The sequence below is a fragment of the Beutenbergia cavernae DSM 12333 genome (assembly GCF_000023105.1).
Lineage (GTDB): Bacteria > Actinomycetota > Actinomycetes > Actinomycetales > Beutenbergiaceae > Beutenbergia > Beutenbergia cavernae.
In genome coordinates this window covers 4,302,235-4,322,929 of sequence record NC_012669.1, presented here as the reverse complement: position 1 = coordinate 4,322,929, position 20,695 = coordinate 4,302,235, and the positions used below count along the sequence as shown (strand labels likewise).

At 74.1% G+C, this 20,695-nt stretch carries 17 protein-coding genes; 12 read left to right on the top strand and 5 right to left on the bottom strand.

Going from position 1 to position 20,695, the window contains the following annotated elements; genetic code table 11:
- Positions 1–46 precede the first annotated feature (46 nt).
- From BCAV_RS19650 to BCAV_RS19615, 8 genes are all read left to right on the top strand, one after another.
- Positions 47–1,972 carry an NHL domain-containing thioredoxin family protein gene (locus BCAV_RS19650; protein ID WP_015884380.1) on the top strand — a complete coding sequence of 642 codons (1,926 nt, stop codon included), beginning with the start codon at positions 47–49 and terminating at the stop codon, positions 1,970–1,972.
- A gap of 125 nt (positions 1,973–2,097) precedes the next feature.
- Complete coding sequence (locus BCAV_RS19645; protein WP_015884379.1) at positions 2,098–3,567, top strand: sulfatase-like hydrolase/transferase; 1,470 nt, start codon at positions 2,098–2,100, stop codon at positions 3,565–3,567.
- Positions 3,568–3,603: 36 nt separating this feature from the next.
- Complete coding sequence (locus BCAV_RS19640) at positions 3,604–4,911, top strand: ABC transporter substrate-binding protein (RefSeq protein ID WP_015884378.1); 1,308 nt, start codon at positions 3,604–3,606, stop codon at positions 4,909–4,911.
- Complete coding sequence (locus tag BCAV_RS19635) at positions 4,908–5,882, top strand: carbohydrate ABC transporter permease (protein WP_015884377.1); 975 nt, start codon at positions 4,908–4,910, stop codon at positions 5,880–5,882. Before BCAV_RS19640 ends, BCAV_RS19635 begins: the two co-directional genes overlap by 4 nt.
- Positions 5,879–6,748 (top strand): carbohydrate ABC transporter permease, encoded by an 870-nt coding sequence (locus tag BCAV_RS19630; RefSeq protein WP_015884376.1) that lies wholly within the window; start codon positions 5,879–5,881, stop codon positions 6,746–6,748. Before BCAV_RS19635 ends, BCAV_RS19630 begins: the two co-directional genes overlap by 4 nt.
- Positions 6,749–6,773: 25 nt before the next feature.
- Complete coding sequence (locus BCAV_RS19625; protein ID WP_015884375.1) at positions 6,774–7,799, top strand: LacI family DNA-binding transcriptional regulator; 1,026 nt, start codon at positions 6,774–6,776, stop codon at positions 7,797–7,799.
- 19 nt (positions 7,800–7,818) lie between these two features.
- Positions 7,819–8,271 (top strand): hypothetical protein, encoded by a 453-nt coding sequence (locus tag BCAV_RS19620; protein WP_015884374.1) that lies wholly within the window; start codon positions 7,819–7,821, stop codon positions 8,269–8,271.
- A gap of 32 nt (positions 8,272–8,303) precedes the next feature.
- Positions 8,304–8,729, top strand: coding sequence for a hypothetical protein (locus BCAV_RS19615; protein ID WP_015884373.1), 426 nt, complete (start codon positions 8,304–8,306; stop codon positions 8,727–8,729).
- Between the two features lie 18 nt (positions 8,730–8,747).
- On the opposite strand, the gene BCAV_RS19610 is transcribed toward BCAV_RS19615, so the two are convergent.
- Positions 8,748–9,224 carry a hypothetical protein gene (locus BCAV_RS19610; protein WP_015884372.1) on the bottom strand — a complete coding sequence of 159 codons (477 nt, stop codon included), beginning with the start codon at positions 9,222–9,224 and terminating at the stop codon, positions 8,748–8,750.
- 83 nt (positions 9,225–9,307) lie between these two features.
- Between BCAV_RS19610 and BCAV_RS19605 the strand changes: the two genes are divergently transcribed.
- The gene (locus BCAV_RS19605; protein WP_015884371.1) at positions 9,308–9,943 is read left to right on the top strand and encodes a TetR family transcriptional regulator; all 636 of its coding nucleotides are present in this window, start codon (positions 9,308–9,310) and stop codon (positions 9,941–9,943) included.
- A 232-nt stretch (positions 9,944–10,175) separates the two neighbouring features.
- Here the strand turns inward: BCAV_RS19605 and BCAV_RS19595 are convergent, their stop codons facing one another.
- The 4 genes from BCAV_RS19595 to BCAV_RS19580 all read right to left on the bottom strand — a co-directional run bounded on the left by BCAV_RS19595 (position 10,176) and on the right by BCAV_RS19580 (position 13,798).
- Positions 10,176–10,841: a response regulator transcription factor gene (locus BCAV_RS19595; protein WP_015884370.1), complete on the bottom strand. Its 666-nt coding sequence runs from the start codon at positions 10,839–10,841 to the stop codon at positions 10,176–10,178.
- Positions 10,838–12,124: a sensor histidine kinase gene (locus tag BCAV_RS19590; RefSeq protein WP_015884369.1), complete on the bottom strand. Its 1,287-nt coding sequence runs from the start codon at positions 12,122–12,124 to the stop codon at positions 10,838–10,840. Before BCAV_RS19590 ends, BCAV_RS19595 begins: the two co-directional genes overlap by 4 nt.
- Before the next feature lie 76 nt (positions 12,125–12,200).
- Positions 12,201–13,085, bottom strand: a complete 885-nt coding sequence (locus tag BCAV_RS19585) for a hypothetical protein (RefSeq protein ID WP_015884368.1) — start codon at positions 13,083–13,085, stop codon at positions 12,201–12,203.
- Positions 13,085–13,798, bottom strand: coding sequence for an ABC transporter ATP-binding protein (locus BCAV_RS19580; protein WP_015884367.1), 714 nt, complete (start codon positions 13,796–13,798; stop codon positions 13,085–13,087). The genes BCAV_RS19585 and BCAV_RS19580 overlap by 1 nt, the downstream gene beginning before the upstream one ends.
- Before the next feature lie 197 nt (positions 13,799–13,995).
- Between BCAV_RS19580 and BCAV_RS19575 the strand changes: the two genes are divergently transcribed.
- The 3 genes from BCAV_RS19575 to BCAV_RS19565 all read left to right on the top strand — a co-directional run bounded on the left by BCAV_RS19575 (position 13,996) and on the right by BCAV_RS19565 (position 20,688).
- The gene (locus BCAV_RS19575) at positions 13,996–14,919 is read left to right on the top strand and encodes a phosphotransferase family protein (protein ID WP_015884366.1); all 924 of its coding nucleotides are present in this window, start codon (positions 13,996–13,998) and stop codon (positions 14,917–14,919) included.
- Between the two features lie 51 nt (positions 14,920–14,970).
- The gene (locus BCAV_RS19570; RefSeq protein ID WP_015884365.1) at positions 14,971–15,951 is read left to right on the top strand and encodes a LuxR C-terminal-related transcriptional regulator; all 981 of its coding nucleotides are present in this window, start codon (positions 14,971–14,973) and stop codon (positions 15,949–15,951) included.
- Between the two features lie 339 nt (positions 15,952–16,290).
- Positions 16,291–20,688 (top strand): S8 family serine peptidase, encoded by a 4,398-nt coding sequence (locus BCAV_RS19565; protein ID WP_015884364.1) that lies wholly within the window; start codon positions 16,291–16,293, stop codon positions 20,686–20,688.
- Positions 20,689–20,695: the final 7 nt, after the last annotated feature.

Below are 20,695 nucleotides of genomic sequence, written 5' to 3'. Positions count from 1 at the left end.
GCGCACCTCGTGCAGTCGGGGACGTGGAGCGAGGCAGACTTGGCGCATGCCTGCGACCACCCGTCTGCCCCGTGTGCGCGCGTCCGAGCTCGTCGGCCGCGGCTGGCTCGGCACGGGCGGCCGCGAGCTGAGCCTCGCCGACCTGCGCGGCCGCGTCGTCGTCCTCGACTTCTGGACGTTCTGCTGCATCAACTGCCTGCACGTCCTCGACGAGCTGCGCGAGCTCGAGGAGGCCCGCCGCGACGTGCTGACGATCGTCGGCGTCCACTCGCCGAAGTTCGTGCACGAGGCCGACCCCGAGGCTCTCGCCGCCGCCGTCGACCGGTACGAGGTGCGCCACCCCGTGCTCGACGACCCCGAGCTCGTCACCTGGTCCGCCTACGGTGCTCGCGCCTGGCCCACGCTCGTGGTCATCGACCCCGAGGGCTACGTCGTCGCGCAGATGGCCGGCGAGGGTCATGCGTCCGCGCTCGAGGCTCTCGTCGACGAGCTCGTGGAGGAGCACCGAGCGAAGGGCACGCTCCGGACGGATGACGACGGCGGCCCGTACGTCCCGCCGTCGCCCACCCCGGGCACCCTGCGGTTCCCCGCCAAGGCGATCGCGCTGGAGAACGGGAACCTGCTCGTCGCCGACGCCGGCCACCACTCCCTGGCGGAGCTCGGCCCCGACGGCGAGACGCTCGTCCGGCGCGTCGGCTCCGGTGAGCGGGGCCTCGTCGACGGCGGCCCGAACGTCGCGCGGTTCAGCGAGCCCAACGGACTGTGCCTCGTGCCCGTCGAGCTGCGCGCCCGCCTGGGGTACGACGTGCTCGTCGCCGACACCGTCAACCACGCCCTGCGGGGCGTCCGGCTCGCCGACGGACATGTCAGCACCGTCGCCGGGACCGGCCAGCAGTACGTCGTCGGGGCGCCGGACAACGCCAGCGATCCGCACGGCGGCACGCACCCGGTCGGGTTCGGCGACCAGTTCGTACCGACGTCGGTGAAGCTCAGCTCGCCGTGGGACGTCGCGTGGTCGCCGGATCTCGCGGCGTTCGTCGTCGCGATGGCGGGCAACCACACCCTGTGGGCGTTCGACGACGAGCAGGGGTCCCTGACGCGGCTCGCCGGCACCGAGCACGAGGGCCTGCGCGACGGGCCCGCCGCCGAGGCCTGGTTCGCGCAGCCGTCGGGGCTCGCCGTCGCCCAGGACGGGCGGATCTGGGTGGCCGACTCCGAGACGTCGGCGCTGCGGTGGCTGGATCCGGCGGGTGGCGACGTGCACACCGCCGTCGGGCAGGGGCTGTTCGAGTTCGGGCACCGCGACGGCGCTGCCGACCAGGCCCTGCTGCAGCACCCGCTCGGCGTCGCCGCGCTGCCGGACGCCTCCGTGCTCGTCGCCGACACGTACAACGGGGCGCTGCGCCGCCACGACCCGGCGACGGGCGTCGTCACGACGATCGCGACCGGCCTCGCGGAGCCGAGCGACGTCGTCGTCCTCCAGGCGAGTGACGACGACGGCGGTCCGGCGGTCCTGGTCGTCGAGTCGGCCGGGCACCGGATCACCCGCGTGGCCCTGCCCGCCGAGCTGCGCGGCTCGCTGCACGACGGCGCCGCCCACCGCACGCAGCGCCCGGTCACGGAGCTGGCCGCGGGTGCGCTCCGGCTGGAGGTCCCGTTCCTGCCGGCCCCCGGTCAGAAGCTGGACGACCGCTACGGCCCCGCGACGCGCCTCCAGGTGAGTGCCACGCCGCCGGAGCTGCTCGTCTCGGGTGCCGGCGACGACGTCGACCTGGCTCGCGACCTCGTGCTCGCACCGGGGGAGGGCGTGCTGCACGTGACGGCGCAGGCCGCGTCGTGCGACGCCGACCCGGCCATCGAGTACCCCGCGTGCCACCTGGCGCAGCAGGACTGGGGGGTGCCGGTGCGGGTGGTCGCGCGGACCGACGACGACGACGCCGCCGAGCCGTTGGTGCTTCCGCTGCGCGGCTGATCGCGGCGGGACCGCCACCGACCGACCGGCCCGCCGCCACGAACGAACTCCCTCCGAGCGGCCCGCCGTCTCAGATTTCTAGCGCTGTATTTACAGCGCTAGAAACTCGTGCCAGACTCCCGCACGTGCCATCGACGACGACGCCGAACGTCCTGCTGATCATGACCGACCAGCACCGGGCGGACTTCACCCGCGGGAGGGGCTTCCCCCTCGACACCATGCCGTTCCTCGACTCGCTCGGCCGCGCCGGGACGGTGTTCGGGAATGCCTACACCTCGGCGCCGCTGTGCGTCCCCGCCCGCGTCAGCATGCTCACCGGGCGGTTCCCGAGCGCGCACCGCGTCCGCCAGAACAGCACCGGGCAGCACGCGCTCTACGGGGACGACCTGCTCGACGTCCTGCGCGCCGCCGGGTACCGCCTGGGCTTCGCGGGGAAGCCGCACATCCACCGCGGCCTCGACGACTTCGACGCCCACCGCGGGCCGTACATGCACGACGGCGGGACGGCGCGCACCGCCGACGACCAGGCGTTCGACGCGTGGCTCCACGACCTCGATCACGCTGTGCACCCGGAACCCACCCCGTTCCCGCTCGAGCGGCAGCTGCCGTACCGGATCACGTCGGACGCGATGGACGTCATCGACGAGCTGGGTGAGGACGATCCCTTCTTCTGCTGGGTGTCCTTCCCTGAGCCGCACAACCCGTACCAGGTCCCGGAGCCGTACTTCAGCCTCTTCGACGAGGACGAGATCCCGGAGCGTCTCGCCGGTCCGGAGGCGCTCGCGGGCAAGGGCAGGACGTACCGCTGGCTCGGGGACCTCATCGGGACCAAGCGCCCCGGTTACGACGAGGCGTGGCGGCGCTACGCCGCGAACTACTGCGGGATGCTCCGCCTCATCGACGACCAGCTCCGTCGGCTGGTGGGCCACCTCGGCGACCGCGCGCGGGACACGGTGATCGCGTTCGTCTCCGACCACGGCGACTTCGTGGGGGAGTACGGGCTCCAGCGCAAGGGCGCGGGCATGTCCGAGTTCCTCATGCGCATCCCGTTCCAGCTCAGCGGTCCCGGCGTCCGGCCCGGCGGCGTCGTCGCCGAGCCCGTCTCGATGGTCGATCTCTTCCCCACGCTGTGCGAGCTCGCCGGCCAGGACATCCCGCTCGGGGTCCAGGGCCGCAGCCTCGAGCCGCTCCTGCGCGGCGAGCCCGCCCCGGCCGAGGAGTTCACGTCCGTCTACGGCGAGCTCGGGTTCGGCGGCGTCCCGTACGACGACGACGAGCGCCCGCCGCTGCACTTCCCGTACGACGGCGCCACGTTCGACGAGCTCAACACCGTGACCATGAGCGGCGGGTCGCGCATGGTGCGCGCCGGACGGCACAAGCTCGTCGTCGACGTCGACGGCAACGTCGAGCTGTACGACGTCGAGGCGGACCCGGCCGAGCTCGTGGACCGCGCCGCCGACCCCGCGCTCGCCACCGTGCGCGACGAGCTCCTCGTCTGGCTCGCGCGCTGGGCGATCCGCGCCGCCGACGACCTGCCGCAGGGCGCCTACACGTCCAAGACCGCCCCGCACAACTGGCGCTGGGCGCGCGACTGACCACGCAGTGACGACGACCCGACGGAGGGAAACACCATGAAGGATCTTCAGCGTCGAACGTTCCTCGGGGCAGGCGCCGGCCTGCTCGCCACCGGAGCGCTGACCGCGTGCGGCAGCGGGAGCGGGGCCGGCGGTGGGGGAGGCGGTGGAGGCGGCGGCGAGGACCAGGGCGCGGCGCGCGTCGCCTGGTACGGCGGCCAGCCCGTGCACGACGGCATGGCGGCGGCGCTCGACGCGTTCGCCTCGGACAACCCCGACGTCGACCTCGAGACCGAGTTCGCGGCGTTCGACGACTACTGGGACAAGCTCGCCACCCAGACCGCCGGTGGGACGACGCCGGACGTGTTCCGGATGTCGATGTCGTACTTCGCCGAGTACGCGGAGCGGGGCGCCCTGCTCGACCTCGCGGACGCCGTCGGGAACGGCGACATCGACACGGGCGACCTGGACGACGACGTCGCCGTCAGCGGCGACGTCGCGGACGGCACGTTCGGCGTCGGGCAGAGCTCGATCGCGTTCGCCGTCTTCGTGGACCCGGCACAGCTCGACGCCGTCGGCCTGCCGGCGCCGGACGCCGACTGGACCTGGGACGACTACGAGGCGCTCACCACGGAGTTCCACGCGGCGGCCGGGGACGACTCGTACGGCAGCAACGACAACGGCGGCAACATCCAGGCGTTCAGCGTCTACGCGCGGCAGCTCGGCGGTGAGCTGTTCACGCAGGACGGGTCGTTCGGCGTGGAGCAGGACGCCGTGGAGGAGTGGTTCGCGCTGTGGGAGCGCCTGCGCCAGTCGGGCGCCGTCCCGCCGGCCGACGTCACCACGGAGTCCGCGGGGTTCGAGAACTCGCTGCTCGTGAAGGGACGTTCGCCGCTGCAGTTCGGCTGGGTGCAGCAGGTGACGTTCTACCAGCCGCTGACGGAGAACCCGCTCGAGGTGGTGACGGTGCCGTCGATGACGAGCGGCGACCTCAGCGGGCTCTACATCAAGGCGCTCGACTTCTGGTGCGTGTCCGGGACCACCTCGTCGCCGGACACCGCCGCGTCGGTCGTCGACTTCCTCATCAACGACGACCGCGCGATCGAGGCGATCGGCCTCACGCTCGGCGTCCCGCCGTCGGCGCGCGCCCGCGAGCTGCTCGGCGCCGCACCCGACTCCGCCGAGGGCAGGGCGATCGCGTACATCGAGTCGATCACGGACCAGGTCGGGGCGCCGCCTCCGGCGTGGCCGAGCGGGTACAGCGCGGTGTCCGACGCGTTCGCCCGGGCGAACGAGGGCATCGCGTTCGGGGATCTCGACGCCGCCGGCGCGGCAGCCCAGGTCATGGAGGCCGCCGCGCGATGAGCGCCACCCGGTCGCTGAGCGCCACGAGGCCGACGGCCGCCGTCGTCGTCCCGCGGAACGTCACACCCCCGCTGCGGTCGCGGCTGCGCGCGAGCCTGCCCGCGTACGGCTTCCTGCTGCCGTGGCTGATCGGCCTCGTGGTGCTCACGATCGGCCCGATGGCGCTGTCCCTGTACTACTCGTTCAGCGAGTACTCGCTGCTCGCACCGCCTGAGTGGATCGGGCTCGACAACTACCGCGAGATGTTCTCCGACCCGCGCTACCTGGCGTCGGCGCGCGTCACGCTGACCTACGTCCTGGTCTCGGTGCCGCTCGAGATGGTCATCGCGCTCGGCGTCGCCATGCTGCTCAACCGGGGGCTGCGCGGCATCGCGGCGTACCGCGCCGTGTACTACGTGCCGAGCCTGCTCGGCGGGAGCGTCGCGATCGCCATCCTGTGGCGGGAGATCTTCGGGTCCGAAGGCCTCGTGAACGACGTGCTCGGCTGGTTCGGTATCGAGTCCGGCTCCTGGGTCACGAACCCGGACACGTCGCTGTGGACGCTGATCATCCTGCGCGTCTGGCAGTTCGGGGCGCCGATGGTGATCTTCCTGGCCGGGCTGCGGCAGATCCCGAGCGAGGTGCTCGAGGCGGCGCAGGTCGACGGCGCCGGCGCGGTGCGGCGCTTCCTGCGGATCACGCTCCCGCTGCTCAGCCCGATCGTGTTCTTCAACCTCGTGCTGCAGATCATCGGGTCGTTCCAGGCGTTCACGCCGGCGTACATCGTGTCCGGGGGATCGGGCGGCCCGGCCGACTCGACGCTCTTCTACACGCTGTACCTCTACCAGGAGGCCTTCGGGAACTTCCGGATGGGCTATGCGGCGGCGATGGCGTGGGTCCTCCTGCTGGTGATCGCGGCGTTCACCGCCGCGAACTTCCTCATGAGCAGGTTCTGGGTGTTCTACGAGAGCGACACGGGGGGGTCCCGATGAGCGCAGGAGGGCCGCGAGCGACGGCGATCCCGGCGACCGGCCTGCGGTCGCGGCGCGTGGTGACCCACGCCGTCCTGATCCTCGGCGCACTGGTCATGATCTATCCGTTGCTGTGGATGCTGTCGGCGTCGTTCAAGGAGCCGGACCAGATCTTCACGTCGGACTCGCTGATCCCCCAGGACCCCGTGCTGACGAACTACCTGCAGGGCTGGGTCGGGCTCGGGCGGCCGTTCTCGACGTACCTGCTCAACTCGCTCCTGGTCTGCGCGGCGGTCGTCGTCGGTAACGTGCTCTCGTGCTCGCTCGCCGCCTACGCGTTCGCCCGGATGAGCTTCGTGGGTCGCAAGGTGCTGTTCGGCGTGATGCTCGCGACGATGATGCTGCCGCACCACGTCACGCTGATCGCGCAGTACGCGATCTTCCGGGACCTGGGCTGGGTGGACACGTACCTGCCGCTGATCGTGCCGAAGTTCCTCGCGGTCGAGGCGTTCTTCATCTTCCTCATGGTGCAGTTCATCCGCGGGCTGCCGCGCGAGCTGGACGACGCCGCCCGGATCGACGGGTGCGGCCAGCTGCAGATCTACTGGCGTGTGGTGTTCCCGCTGCTCCAGCCGGCGCTCGTGACGACGGCGATCTTCTCGTTCATCTGGACCTACAACGACTTCCTCACGCAGCTCATCTACGTGTCGGACCCGAAGCTGCTCACGGTGCCGCTCGCGCTGCGCACGTTCCTGGACGCGTCCGGGCAGTCGCAGTGGGGCGAGATGTTCGCGATGAGCATCGTCACGCTCGTGCCGGTGCTGGTCGTGTTCGTCGTCTTCCAGCGGCGGATCATCGACGGGATCGCGCACTCCGGCATGAAGTAGCGCGGGTCGGAGGGCTGGGGGAGCGATGAGTGCCGTGAGACCGACGCTGCAGGACGTCGCCGCGCGGGCGGGCGTCTCGATGAAGACGGTCTCGAACGTCATCAACGACTTCCCGCACGTGAAGGCGGCCACGCGGGAGCGCGTCGAGCGCGCGATCGCGGAGCTCGGCTACCGGCCGAACCTGGCCGCGCGGAACGTGGCGCTCGGCCGCTCCGGCACGATCGCGCTCGTCGTCCCCCAGCTCGACATGCCGTACTTCGCCTCGCTCGCCATGCACGTGCTGGAGGCCGCCGAGGAGCGCGCCTGGTTCGTGCTGATCGTGCAGACGCGCGGGTCGGCGGAGGTGGAGCAGCGAGTCCTCCGGGGGGACTTCCCGCAGCGGATCGACGGCGTGATCTTCAGCCCGCTCCGTGTCTCGCCGGAGGAGATCGCGGCACGGTCCGACACGTCCCCGCTCGTGCTGCTCGGCGACAAGCCGTTCCGAGGCATCGCCGACCACGTGGCGATCGACAACGTCGGCGCGGCGAGCCTGGCCGTCGGCCACCTCCTCGAGCTGGGGCGCACCAGGGTGGCGATGGTCGGCGCATCGCTCGACGACTCGGTCAACCTGCGGCGGGACGGCTACCTCGCGACGATGCGCGCCCACGGACTCGCCGTCGAGCCGGAGCGGGTGGTGCCCGTCGAGTCGAACCGCGGTGAGGCGGGCGAGTCGGTGATGGGCGACGTCCTCGACCGGGCCGCCGCGCTGGGCAGGCCGGTGCCGGACGCGGTCTTCTGCTCGACGGACTGGCTCGCGCTCGGCGTCATCCACGCGCTCCACCGGCGCGGCTTCCGCGTGCCGGACGACGTCGCGGTGGTCGGGTTCGACGACATCCCGTATGGCCGCGTCTCGAGCCCGACGCTGACGACGATCGCGTCGTCGCGCGACCAGATCGCCCGGATCGCCGTCGAGCGCCTCGCCAGCCGGCAGAAGGACGCGCCCGAACCGCTCGAGCTCGCCGCCGACTACGAGCTGGTCGTCCGCGAGAGCACCGCGGGACGGCAGCCGTGAGCGTGGCAGGCTGACGAGCATGCACCTGGAGTGGACGAAGGACGCCACAGTGCTCCTGAACGGGCGCGAGGTCGCCCGCATCGACAAGGAGTTCTGGGCCGAGCGCGCCCGGGCGGTCATCCAGGGCCGCGCGTGGGAGCTCGGCAAGGACCGGTCGCAGCGCACGGGCACCCCGCAGGGCCAGTCGGAGCCGGCGTTCCGCGCGTGGCGGCCGAGCGCCCTCGGGCGAGCGTGGCGGATGAGCTCCGCGACGGCGACGTACGAGATCCGCGGCGCCGGCTTCTGGTCCTCCGGCCTCGTCGTGCTGGCGAACGGCACCCAGGTCGGCGCGAGCGGCCGCACCGGCTTCTGGTCGTCCCGCCCGACGCTGGACATCGCCGACGGCGTCCCGGTCGACGACGCCGTCTTCCTCCTCTGGATCGCCTACCTCATCCGCGCGCGGGACAGCGCCGCCACGGCGTCCTCCCCCTGACTTCGCGCGCGGCGCGTGCGAGGCTACCGACCATGCGTGCGGAGTGGGCGACGGGGAACACGATCCTGCTCGACGGCGTTGAGGTCGCGCGGATTCCCATCTCGCCGTGGAGCACGAAGAGCAAGGCGCACATCCGCGGCTACGGCTGGCTGCTCCGCCGCGGGCAGACCGAGTACACCGCCGCTCCGGACGGCGCGAGCGAGCCCGCGTTCCGCGTGTGGCAGGAGCGAGGCTCGCTCTGGCACGCCGCCTCGCACGTCGCGGCGTACGAGCTGCACAAGGACGGAACGCTCGCGTCCGGGTTCTCGCTCTGGCGCGGCGGCGTGCAGGTCGGCCACACCGGGTTCACGGGCGGGTTCCCGAGCTTCGTCCAGATCGACGTCGACCCGACGGTGCCGGTGGACGACGCCGTCCTCCTCCTCTGGTTCTGGCACTCGCTGGCCGCCGCGTCGCAGTGACGCGGCGGCCGCCAGGGCTCAGCGGGTGCTGCGGCTCCAGGCCGCGAGCACGGCGGTGAGTCCCGGGAGCGCCGGCAGCACGAGCGAGGTGATGCCGAGCCAGAGCGGCACCACCTGGTCGTACGCACCGCCGGACAGCCCGGCGACCGACAGCAGGACCGTCACGCCGACGGCGAACAGAGTCGTGGCGACGGCGCGGACGCCGCGTCCGCTTCGCGCGGACCACCAGGCGCCGCACCACCCGAGCAGGCCCAGCAGCGAGACGGCGACGAGCCCACCCAGGATCGCGTTCCTGTCGGCCATGACGTCGGCCGACGGCCAGTCGGGGTAGGCCGCGCGGACGTGGCGCTCGACGGAGCCGAACACCCACAGGTCGAGCAGCGGCAGCGCGAGACAGATGAGCTGCATCACGAGGCCGACCTGCACGGCCTGGACGACGCGACGTCGTCGGCCCGGCGTGACGACAGTGCGTCGGGGGGATGCCACGGTGCTCATGAACCGTTCCTTTCTCTTACAGTGTAAGTGACGCGCAGGACGATAGTCTTACGACGTAAGGGAGTCAAGCGAAGGAGGAGCTCGTGGCCGAGCAGCGCGCGCAGGGCAGGCACGCGGGGTTGACCAAGCAGCAGGTCGTGGACGCGGCGGTCCGGCTCGCGGACTCCGACGGCGCAGCGGCACTGTCGATGCGCAAGGTGGCGCGCGAGCTGGGCGTCGAGGCGATGACGCTGTACCACCACGTGCCGAACAAGCAGGCGCTCGAGGACGCGATCGTCGAGCACGTCCTCGACGAGGCGCTCGAGTCGGTGTCGGCCTCGGGGCCCTGGGAAAGGGTCGTCTCCGACTACGGGTCGGCACTTCACGACGGCCTGCAGCGCCATCCCGGCGCGGCCGCCCTTTTCGCCTCCCGTCCCGCGATCACCGAGCGGACCATGGACCAGGTCGAGGCTCTGCTCGAGGTGCTCCACGACGCGGGGTTCACGCCGCGCGACGCACTGCTCGTCGTCTACGCCGTCGCTGGGGCGGTGATCGGGCACCACGCCTCCGGGCGTGCGGCCGATGACGCCGCGGCGCCGTCCACCGACGTCGGCGTCGCCGGGGGCCGGCCGCTGTTCTCGGCAGCGGCGGCGGACGGCCCGGTGGACACCCAGGAACGACTCGCCTTCACGCTCCGCGCGCTGGTCGATGGGCTCCGGGTGAGGCTCGCCGCGCTCTAGGTGTTTCTCGGCCAGGAGGTTGGTGGCGCCGCCCCTGTCCCGACCGTGTGATCAGGGTCCCCGGCGGGTCCTACAGGACCCTCGTGACGCGGTCGAGCGCGGAGAGCTCACCCGGGGCGACCCCGACCACGTCCAGGGGCACATCTCCTGCCGTGGACGACACCCTGACCGAACGTCGCCACAGTCCACTCGCCAGCCACCCGGCTGTCACCAAGCTGACGGCCGAGCACACCTAGCGCGGCGTGGGCGGCGCCACGACACCGTGCGTGAACGCCCAGACGACGAGCTGCACCCGGTCCCGCGTCGCGGTCTTCGTCATGATGCGGCTCAGGTGCGACTTCACTGTGCTCGGCTCGAGCACGAGGGCCGCCGCGATCTCCGCGTTCGAGGAGCCGCGGCTCAGCAGCTCGACGATCTCGAGCTCCCGCGGGCTGAGCAGCCCGAGCGCGTCGGGGTCGGCGGACCGGGGCGCCCGGCGGCGCGCGAACTCGTCGATGACCCGGCGCGTGAGCGTCGAGTCGACGAGTCCTTCGCCGGCCGCGACCCGCCGGACGGCTGCCGCCAGCACCTCCGGCTCCGCGTCCTTGAGCAGGAACCCGCCGGCGCCCGCCTCGAGGGCGCCGAACACGTACTCGTCGAGGTCGAACGTGCTCACCACGAGCACGGGGACGGGGTCGACGGCGCCCGGCCCGGCGAGCTCGCGCGTCGCCGTGATCCCGTCACCGCCCGGCATGCGCACGTCCATGACGACGACGTCGGGCCGCAGCTCGCGGGCGCGCTGCACCGCCTCCCGGCCGGACGCCGCGTCACCCACGACGTCGAGCCCCTCGCTGGCGAGGATCACGGCGTAGCCCGCCCGCACGACCGCCTGGTCGTCGACGAGCAGCACGCGCGTCACGGCGCCACCCCCGGCACGGTGCGGGTGCCGGCCCGCGGCACGGTGAGCCGCACCGTCCACGCGCCGTCGCGGCCGGCCCCGGCCTCGAGGTCGCCTCCGACCAGCGCCGCGCGCTCCGCCATGCCCACGAGGCCGCGTCCGCCCGACTCCACGGACGCCGTCGTCCCCCGCAGCGAGAGCGCGTTGCGCACCGTGACGACGTACGCGTCGGCGGTGTAGGAGTGCCGGACGTCGATCGCCGCACCGGGCGCGTGCCGGCGGACGTTCGACAGCGACTCCTGCAGCACCCGGTACACCGTCAGCTCCGCGGTGGGGCCGAGGGGCCACGCGGTCCCCGCCGTCGCGACGGTGACGGCGCTCCCGCTGTCGCGGGCGACGTCGAGGAGCTCGTCGGCGTCGGCCAGGGTCGGCTGCGGCGCGTCCTCGGCCGTGTCGGCGCCGCGGAGCAGACCGACGACGCCGCGCAGGTTCTCCAGCGTCTCGCGACCCTGCGCGCGGATCGACGCGAGCGACTCGCGCACGCGCTCGGGCTCGCGGTCGAGGAGCCGGTCGGCCGCCGTCGCCTGCACGACGATCCCGGACAGGTGGTGCGCGGCGACGTCGTGCAGCTCGCGGGCGATGCGCCCCCGCTCCTCGAGCACCGCCCGGGCGGCGAGCGCCTCGCGCTCCCGCTCGGCGTGGGTCACGCGCTCCCGCAGCTGCGCCAGGAGCTCTCGCCGGGTCCCGACGTACGCCCCGACCAGCGCCGCACCGAGGTAGGTCACCAGCGCGGAGACGAGGCCACCCCACAGCTGCGACGCGACCGACACCTCGGCCTCGGTCGCCCGCGCCCCCGCGAGCACGTAACCGAGCAGCACCTGGACGACGGCGACCCCGGCCGCCCCCCACAGCGCGACGGGCCGCCGGGAGTACGCGCCGAGCGAGTACGCCGCGACGAGGCCGGCCGGCGCCTGGAACGAGACGAGCGGGGGCAGCAGGGGCACCAGCGCGAGCTGCCCGACCAGCGTGAGCAACAGGCACAGCAGGGGTGCCCGACGGCGCAGCGTCAGTGCCATCGCCTGCGCGGCGAGCACCAGGCAGGCGGTCACCCGCGCCCACGCCGGGATCGTCGCGAGCTCCACCGCCGGCTCGAACGATGCGCCGAGCTCGCCGCCGATCATGCGCAGGACGAGGAGGAACGCCGCCACCGTCGCCACGGCCAGGGCGGCGCCGAGCAGCGCGTCCCGGCCGGTCGGCGTGCGGACGCCGACGGCGGCGAGCCGGCGGTTCAGCGCCTCGAGCACGGCATCCTCCTTCACGGTGCGGCCGCCGGGTCGGCGACCGGGTCAACGGTACGAGGCCGACGGCGCCGGCCCGACCTCAGGCGAGGTCGCGGCGTCGGAAGACGAAGCCGGCGGCACCCAGCAGCACGGCAGCCCACACGAGCAGCCCCGCGAGCGCCGTCGCCGCGCCCATCGGCGAGGAGCCGCCGAACAGCTCGGCCGTGCCGCGCCCCACCGAGGCGAGCGACGCGAGCGTGAGCGGCATCCACGACGTGATCGTGGCTGCGCCTCCGGTCAGGACGAGCGTCGCGGCCTGGACCATCGGCTCGACGAGCGCCAGCGCCACGACCACCACGACGGCGGCGACCTGACCGCGCACCAACGTGCCGACAGCGAGCCCGAGCCAGGCGAGCAGCACCATGACGACGAGTCCGCGGCCCCACACCCCGAGCGCCTCGCCGGCACCCAGCGCGAGCCGTGCGCCCGGTGTCGTCGCGACGGCGACCACCAGTCCCAGCGCGGTGACGACGGCGAGGGCGACGCCGGTCACAACGGCGACGGTCGCCGTCGCCCCCGCCTTGCCCGCGAGGATCCGCACGCGGGACGGGATGACGAGCGCGGTGGGGACGATGCCGCCGGTGCGGAAGTCGGTGGTCGCGGCGAGCGTGCCCAGCAGGAGCATGCACAGGGCCGTGACACCGGTCGAGCCCGAGCCGCCGGGGCCGTTGCCGAGCAGGTCGAGCAGCCCGCGCTGGGCCGGCGCGGCGCCCAGGTCGGTGAGGGCGGCGAGGTCCGGCATGGCGCCGCCTGCGAGGCCGGTGCCGCCGCCGGTCTGCGTGGCGTCGAGCTCGTCCAGGAGCCGGAGCGTGCGGGGCAGGGCGATGGTGAGCGTCTGGGTCAGCACCATGCCCGCGACCGCCACGAGGGCGACGACCCACGGGGCACGGGTGGTGCGGAGCTTGAGCAGCTCGGCGCGGTACATCAGCGGACTCCTTCGGTGGCGGCGGTGAGGTCGAGGTAGACGTCCTCGAGTGAGCTGTCGGTCACGAGGTCGGTGAGCGGGCCGGCGGTGAGGACCCGCCCGTGGCCGATGACGACGACGTCGTCCGCCACCTGCGCCACCTCCGCGAGGACGTGGCTGGCCAGGAGGACGGCACCGCCGTCGTCGGCGAACGACCGCAGCAGCGTGCGCAGCCACCGCATGCCGGCGGGGTCGAGTCCGTTGGCGGGCTCGTCGAGCACGAGGACCTCGGGCCGGCCGAGGAGGGCGGCGGCCAGGCCGAGCCGCTGCCTCATGCCGAGCGAGTACGTGCGCACGCGGCGGTGCGCGGCCGGGGTCATGCCGACGAGGTCCAGCACCTCCTCGACCCGCTCGAGCGGCAGGCGCGCCGCCGTGGCGAGCACGCGCAGGTGGTCGCGGCCGGTGCGGCCCGGGTGCTGCCCGCCGGCGTCGAGGAGCGCGCCGACGACGTGCGAGGGCCGCGGCAGGTCGGCGTAGGCCCGGCCCTGGATCGTGGCCGAGCCGGCGTGGGCGGCGACGAGGCCGAGCAGGACGCCGAGCGTCGTGCTCTTGCCCGCGCCGTTCGGCCCGAGCAGCCCGACGACGCGGCCGGGCTCGACGGCGAACGTGACGTCGTCGACGGCGTGGACGGGGCCGTAGCTCTTGCGCAGGCCCGAGATGGCGATGGCGCTCATCGGCGGATCCCTCCCTGGGGTGGTGTGCCTCCACGCTCCCCGGGAGCGGCTGTCGGGCGCTTCTGGCGCGGGACGGAACCTGCGTTGCGACTTTCGGGGGAACGGGGACGACGCCGGTGCGCCCTCGCGTCGCACGCCCGGCCGCGGTGGTGGGTATTTCCGGTGCGACGGCGACCCGGGTGTCCTAGCGTCCCCGGATGGATCTCTCGCATCTCGGTGCGCCGATCGGGCCGAGGACGCGCATCCACGGCGGCGCCGCCAACCGCATGTACCGGCTCGACACGGACCAGGGCTCGTTCGCCGTGAAGGAGCTCAACGTCGTCGACCGCCGCTGGCCCTACCGCGCCCGGGACGTGTTCCGGCTCGAGCAGGCGGCCTTCGCCGCCGGCATCCCGATGCCCGAGCCGATCGCGGCCGACGACAGCACGCTCGTCCACCGCTGGGTCGAGGGGGAGAAGGTGCCCGAGGAGCCGGTGTCCGTGCCGTACGCGTTCGAGATCGGCGAGCTCCTCGCACGCCTCCACGCGCTCGACGTCGATTGGGCGGACGAGCCGCCGGAGGAGCCGACGCCGCGGGACTGGCCCGAGCTCGCCGAGCGGGCGGCGGCCACGGGGCAGCCGTGGGCCGGCGAGCTCGCGTCGCAGGTCGAGACGTTCCTCGCGATCGCGCAGCTCGTCGACACGTGCGAACGGCCGGGGCCGATCGTGCTGACCCACAAGGACGTCCAGCCGTTCAACCTGCTGGCCTGCGACGGCCGGCCGGTGCTGCTCGACTGGGAGCTGTCGGGGATGCTCGACCTGTCCGGTGAGCTCGGCTCGACGGCGCTGAGGCTCGCGCAGGGGACGGGGTTCGACTCCATCCAGCCCGACGTCTTCCGCGCGGTGCTCGACGGCTACGTCGCAGGCGGGGGAGCGCTGCCACCACCCGGTCCGAGCTGGTTCGTGTACATGATCGCCGGCTGGCTCGGGCACACCAGGTGGAACATCCACCGCTGCCTCGCGGGTGTGGAGGTGAGCACCGGCCCCGACCTCGCGCTGTCGCAGGAGTCGGTGCGCGACGGTCTGCGCGGCCTTCCGGACATGTTCGGGCGGCTTCCGCAGCTCGAGGCGCTGCTCGCGTGACGGGCCAGCGTGTGCCCGCCGCGACGGCGCGCCCTGCTGCATCATGAGTCGATGGCCGACGCCGATCTCGCTCTCCTGGGTCTCGACGAACGGACCGGGCTGATCTACCGGGCGATCCTCACGCGGAACACCGCCAGCCCGGACGACCTGGCGCGGGCGCACGGCGAGCCGGTCGACGTCGTCCGCGACGGCCTCGAACGGCTGCGCAGCCTCGGGCTCGTGCACGGCCTGGCCCGCGAGGACGCGTACACCGCCGTGGACCCGCGGCGTTCCCTGCGTGCTCTCGCGGACGCCAAGGAGGAGGAGCTGCTCCGGCTGCGACAGGCCACCCAGCCGCTCGCGCGGACGTTCGACGCCGGGATGACGGTGTCCGAGACGGGCGGCGAGTCGACGATCGTGGTGCGCGGGTCGGACGCCGTCGCCGCGTGGTTCACGCGGCTCCAGCAGGAGGCGGACGCCGAGATCCTCTCGTTCGACAGGCCGCCGTACGCGCTGGCGACGGCGAACCCGGTGGAGCCGGAGGTGCTGCGCCGCGGGGTGCGGTGGCGGGCGCTGTACGTCGCCGAGAGCTTCACGCACCCGGGCGCCTGGGAGGACGCGCGTCGCCAGGTCGCGAACGGCGAGGAGGCGCGGATCACCGCGGAGCTCCCGACGAAGCTGGCGGTCAGCGACCGGCGCACGGCGATGGTGCTCACGTCGCTCGACGTCGACGCGTTCGAGGCCGTCATCACGACGGCGCCGGCACTCGTCGAGGCCCTGTGCGCCCTGTTCGAGCGCTACTGGGCGGGCGCCGTCGACCTGCCCGCGGGAGCCGGAACGGTGCCGGCGCCGCGCCCCGAGACCGGGCCGACCAGTGACGAGCGGGCCATCCTGGCCATGATGGCGGCGGGCGCCACCGACGCTCTGGCCGCCCGCCGGCTCGGGATCTCGCCGCGCACGCTGCGCCGTCGGACGCAGGCGCTGTTCGCCCGACTCGGCGCCGCCAACCGCTTCCAGGCCGCCGTCGCCGCGACGCGGCGGGGCTGGATCTAGCCCGGGGCGCGGCCCCGTGACCGTGTGATCCGGGTCCGGAGCGGCCCTCACGGGACCCGGATGACGCGGTCGCCGAAGGGACGTTCCGGCCAGGACCCTCGACCGTGTGGTTGGTCCCCGAAGCGGAAGTCCAAGGGAAGACCCACTCGGTCGAACCCACAGATCACACGGTGACTGGTGTGGCCGCTCGGGGCCATTGGCCGCATCCGGCCTCGCCGGTCGTTGCCCGTGACCGCGTGCGGCCACTAGGCATGGAGCGGCGGGGTGGGCGGTCCCCCGCACGCGGGGTCCATGCGGATCGTGTGGACCCCGCGACGGCCCCCGCGAAAGGTCTCGGCCATGCCTCGACGTTCCTCGCTCCTCAGCGCGCCCCTCCCGACCCCCGCCGTTCGGGCACGGCGCCGGGCAGCGCTGGCCACCGTCGCGGCGCTCGCGCTCGCCGGGTTCTCGGCCCCGGCGCTCGCGGTTCCTTCGACCGACGGCGCTGGCGGAGCCGACGGCGTCGACGCGTCCCGCGTGCGGGTCATCGTCGAGCTCGCCGCCGAGCCGGCCCTGGCGCAGCTGGGCGAGCAGCGGACGGCCGCCGGGCGCCACGCCACGGACGCCGCGTTCGCCGCCGACTACGCGGCCGCACGGGACGCGCTCCTGGCCGCCCAGGACGGCGTCGTCGCCGCAGCCGCCGACGCCGGCGTGACGATGGACGTCGTCCACCGCCTCACCGGCGTGCTCGACGCCGTCGTGGCCGACGTGCCGGCGGACGCCGTCGACACGCTGGGCGACCTGCCCGGCGTCGCCCGCGTCACCCCGGACGAGACGGTGCACGCCGCCACCGACGCGAGCGTCCCGGCGATCGGGGCGCCGGAGGTGTGGGAGCAGACGGGGCCCGACGGGACGACGCTGCGCGGCACGGGCGTCACGGTCGCCGTCATCGACTCCGGCGTCGACTACACGCTGCCCGACCTCGGCGGCGGGTTCGGTGAGGGCTTCCGCGTGGTCGACGGCTACGACCTCGTGGACGGCGACACCGACCCGCAGGACCTCAACGGTCACGGCACGCACGTGGCGGGGGTCGTCGCCGGCTCCGGGGCGGAGTCGGTGACGGGAGTGGCACCCGACGCGACCCTCACGGCGTACCGCGTCCTGGACGCCCGAGGCTCCGGCTCGCTGGCCGACGTCGTCGCGGGGATCGAGGCCGCCGTCGACCCGCTCGGCGACCACCCGGCCGACGTCGTCAACCTCAGCCTCGCCGGGCCCGGGGACGGGACGGACCCGCTCGGGCGCGCGGCGAGCGCTGCGGCGGCCTCCGGCGTCGTCGTGGTCGCGGCCGCCGGGAACGCCGGGCCGTCCGAGGGCACCGTGACGTCACCCGCGTCCGCCGAGGGGGTGCTCGCCGTCGGCGCCCACGCGACGGGCCTCGTCGAGGCCCGGCTCGAGCTCCTGGCGCCGATCGGGCGGACGCTGGACACCTGGCGGGTCCCGGTGTCGGGCAACGCCCCGGACGTGCCGATCGAGGCGCCGTTCGTCGACGTCGGCGACGGCACCGAGGCGGACTACGAGCGCGTCGGTGACGTGACGGGCGCCGTCGTCGTCTACCGCGGCGGCACGCCGCGCGCCATCCCCGACCTCACGTCCCGGGACATCGCGCTGGCGCGGCTCGCCCAGGAGCACGGCGCGCTCGCGGCCCTGGCGTACGAGCCCGGGCTCACCGGGACCGACGCCGGGGCGCCGCCGCAGCGTGCCGACGTGATCGACGGGCCGCCGGCCCTGCTGGCCGACGTGCCGGCCGACGCGATCCGGGTCGAGGGCCTCGTGGTGCTCGGCACCACCAACGCCGAGGTCCAGGCGCTCCTGGACGCGATCCGGGACGACGAGGTCAAGGCGCGGCTCAGCCCGGTCGACGTCACCGGAGAGATCGCCGAGTTCAGCGCCCGCGGGCCTGGCACCGGCAAGAGCGTGGGTCCCGACCTGACGGCGCCCGGCGTCGAGATCCGCTCGCTCGTGCCCGCGGAGTTCGGCATCGAGGGAGACGCCTGGCGGTTCTCGGGGACGTCCCAGGCGGCGCCGCACGCCGCGGGGGCGGCGGCGCTGGTGCGGCAGGCCCGACCCGACGCCGGGCAGGCGGAGGTGCGTGCGGCGCTCGTGTCGAGCGCCGTGCCGCACGACGGCTCCTCGCCGCTCGCGGGCGGTTCCGGTGCGCTCGACGTCGCCGCCGCCGTCCGGGCTTCGGTCGCAGCCGAGCCGTCCGTCCTGGACTTCGGTCTGGCGGACACGGACGGCCCGACGGACGCCGCCGGCACCGTCACGCTCACGAACGCCGGCGCGGAGGCGGTGACGGCGCAGCTCTCCGTGGCCCCGTCGGAGGACAGTCGCGGGGAGGCCGGGGTGACGCCGTCGTCGGTCGAGATCCCCGCCGGCGGGAGCGTCGATGTCTCGCTCGACGTCGCCGTCGAGGACGCGCCCGTCGCGGCGGAGGTCTCCGGGCGCCTCGTCGCGGAGCTCTCGACCGGCGACGTCGTGCGCGTGCCGTTCGCCCAGCTCGTCCGACCGCTCACGGTCCGCGGGTCCCCGGACCCCGCGGCGGGCTCGACGCGCGTCGTCGTCCAGTCGTCCGTCGCGCTGGACGCCGCACCCGACGTGGACGTCACGGCCCCGTCGGGCACGAGGTCGACCGTCGCCACCGAGCCGATCGCCGGCCGACCGGGCTGGTACGCGGCGACGGTGGCGCTCGACGAGCTGGGCGAGCACAGCCTGGCGGTCAGCGGCGACTCGGACGGCGCCACGCAGCACGGCGGCGGGACCGTCGCGTCGATCGAGGCTGCCGGGTCCGGGCCGTGGGCTCCGCTCGGCCGGAACGCCTCAGCGGCCCGGCTGGCGACGTCGTCGGCCGCGCCCGGCACGGCGATGATGACGCTCGACGCCGTCGCCACGCCGTTCGTCACCACCGACCATGGCGAGACGTGGACGCGCGTGCGGGACGTGCCGATCGCCGGCGGTGACGGGTTCGCCGTCGCGGACCCCGACGACGGCGAGGCGTTCTGGTACGCCGTCAACGGCATGTTCGGCAAGGGTCTGCTCGACCCCACGTACCAGGGCATGGTGCTGCGGACCGAGGACCTGGGGCGGTCGTGGCGGATCCTGCCCTTCCCGGACGTGCACATCGAGGAGTTCGTGACGTCCGGGGACACGCTCGTGGCGGTCGTGGCCGACGGCGTCCTCCGCAGCGTCGACGGCGGGGAGACGTGGCACCACACGAGGGTGGCGTGGGGGGAGACGATCTACGGCGCCACCGTGGCCGGCACCGACCTCCTCGTCCAGATGCGGACGGCGGTGCTCCGCGTGCCGGGGGCGGGGGAACCGGGCGGGACCCCCGGCGACGTCGAGCGCGCGCTCGCCCCGGACGGCGACACGTTCGTCGGTCTGACGGCCGACGGCGCCACCGCCTGGGCCGTCACGCGTTCGGGGGACGTGTGGCGGTCCGGGGACGGCGGGGTGACCTGGGAGGTGGTCGGGCGGACGGACCTCGGCTACGCCTCGGCGATGCGGCTCGTCGACGGCGTGCTGCACCTCACCGGGCTCGGCGGGACGGCGTCGAGCGCCGACGGCGGCGCGACCTGGACCGAGACGCCGTTCCCGGTCCGGGGGCCGCTCGCCGCGGACATCGACGCGTGGCCGGACGTCCCGGGCTCCCTCCTGCTCTCGCTCCGGAACGCCGGCGTCTACTCGAGCTCGGACGGCGGCAGCACGTACGACGATCGGCTCGGCGTGCCGGCGCTCACGGTGGAGGACCTCGAGGTGGCCCGGGGCCCGGACGGCGCGGACGTGCTGTGGGTCGGGGACACCCACGGGCTCGCGACGTTGGAGCTGGACGACGCCACGCTCGTCGACCCGGACCCCGAGTGGGGCGCGACGGGCGCCGAGGGACGCCTGGGCGTCACGATCCGGGACGTGGAGCCGGTCGGACGGGACGAGGTCTGGCGCCTGCGCATCGACGGGAACCGGATCGGCCACGTGGAGCACTCCGTGGATCGCGGCGAGACGTTCACCGAGGTGCGCATGCCGATGGTGTCGATGGGCGACCTGGCCGCGTCGCCGAGCGCGTCCGGCACGCTCGCGCTCGCGTATGCCGCGGGCGACGACCGCGGCGTGCTGGTGACGTCGGACGCCTGGGCGACCTACGACGTCGTCCCGGTGCCCGGCACCGTGCACGACATGACGTTCGACCCGTTCGCCCCGGACGTGCTGTGGGTGGCGTCGACGGCCGGGCTGTACCGGGTGTCGGGTTCCGAGCACGCGGTGGAGCGGCTGCTCGAGGAGCCTGTCGCGTCCGTGCACCTCGCCGCCGACCCCGACTCGACGCGGCCGGGGAGCGCGACGGTCGTCGTGGGCGGGTTCGGGCTGTGGCGCAGCGACGACGGCGGTGCGACGTTCACCGCCGCGACGACGCCGTCGGGTTCGGGCGCGATCCGTGCGCTCACGTCCGCGGTCGTGCACGGGCGGACGGTGCTCGTGGCCGGCTCGGCGGCCTCGACGCAGGACGGGCTCGTGGTCAGCGGCCGCGGGGTCCTGCTCAGCACGGACGGCGGTGCGACGTGGTCCAGCGCGTCGGGCGGCCTGACGGTGACGTCGGTGCTCTCGCTGGCGGCGAGCCGGGACGGCCGGTGGCTGTTCGCCGGCACCCAGGAAGGTGGCGTCTACCGGGCGGAGCTCGCGGACCTGCTCGACGGGACCCAGGGCTGAGGCCGCG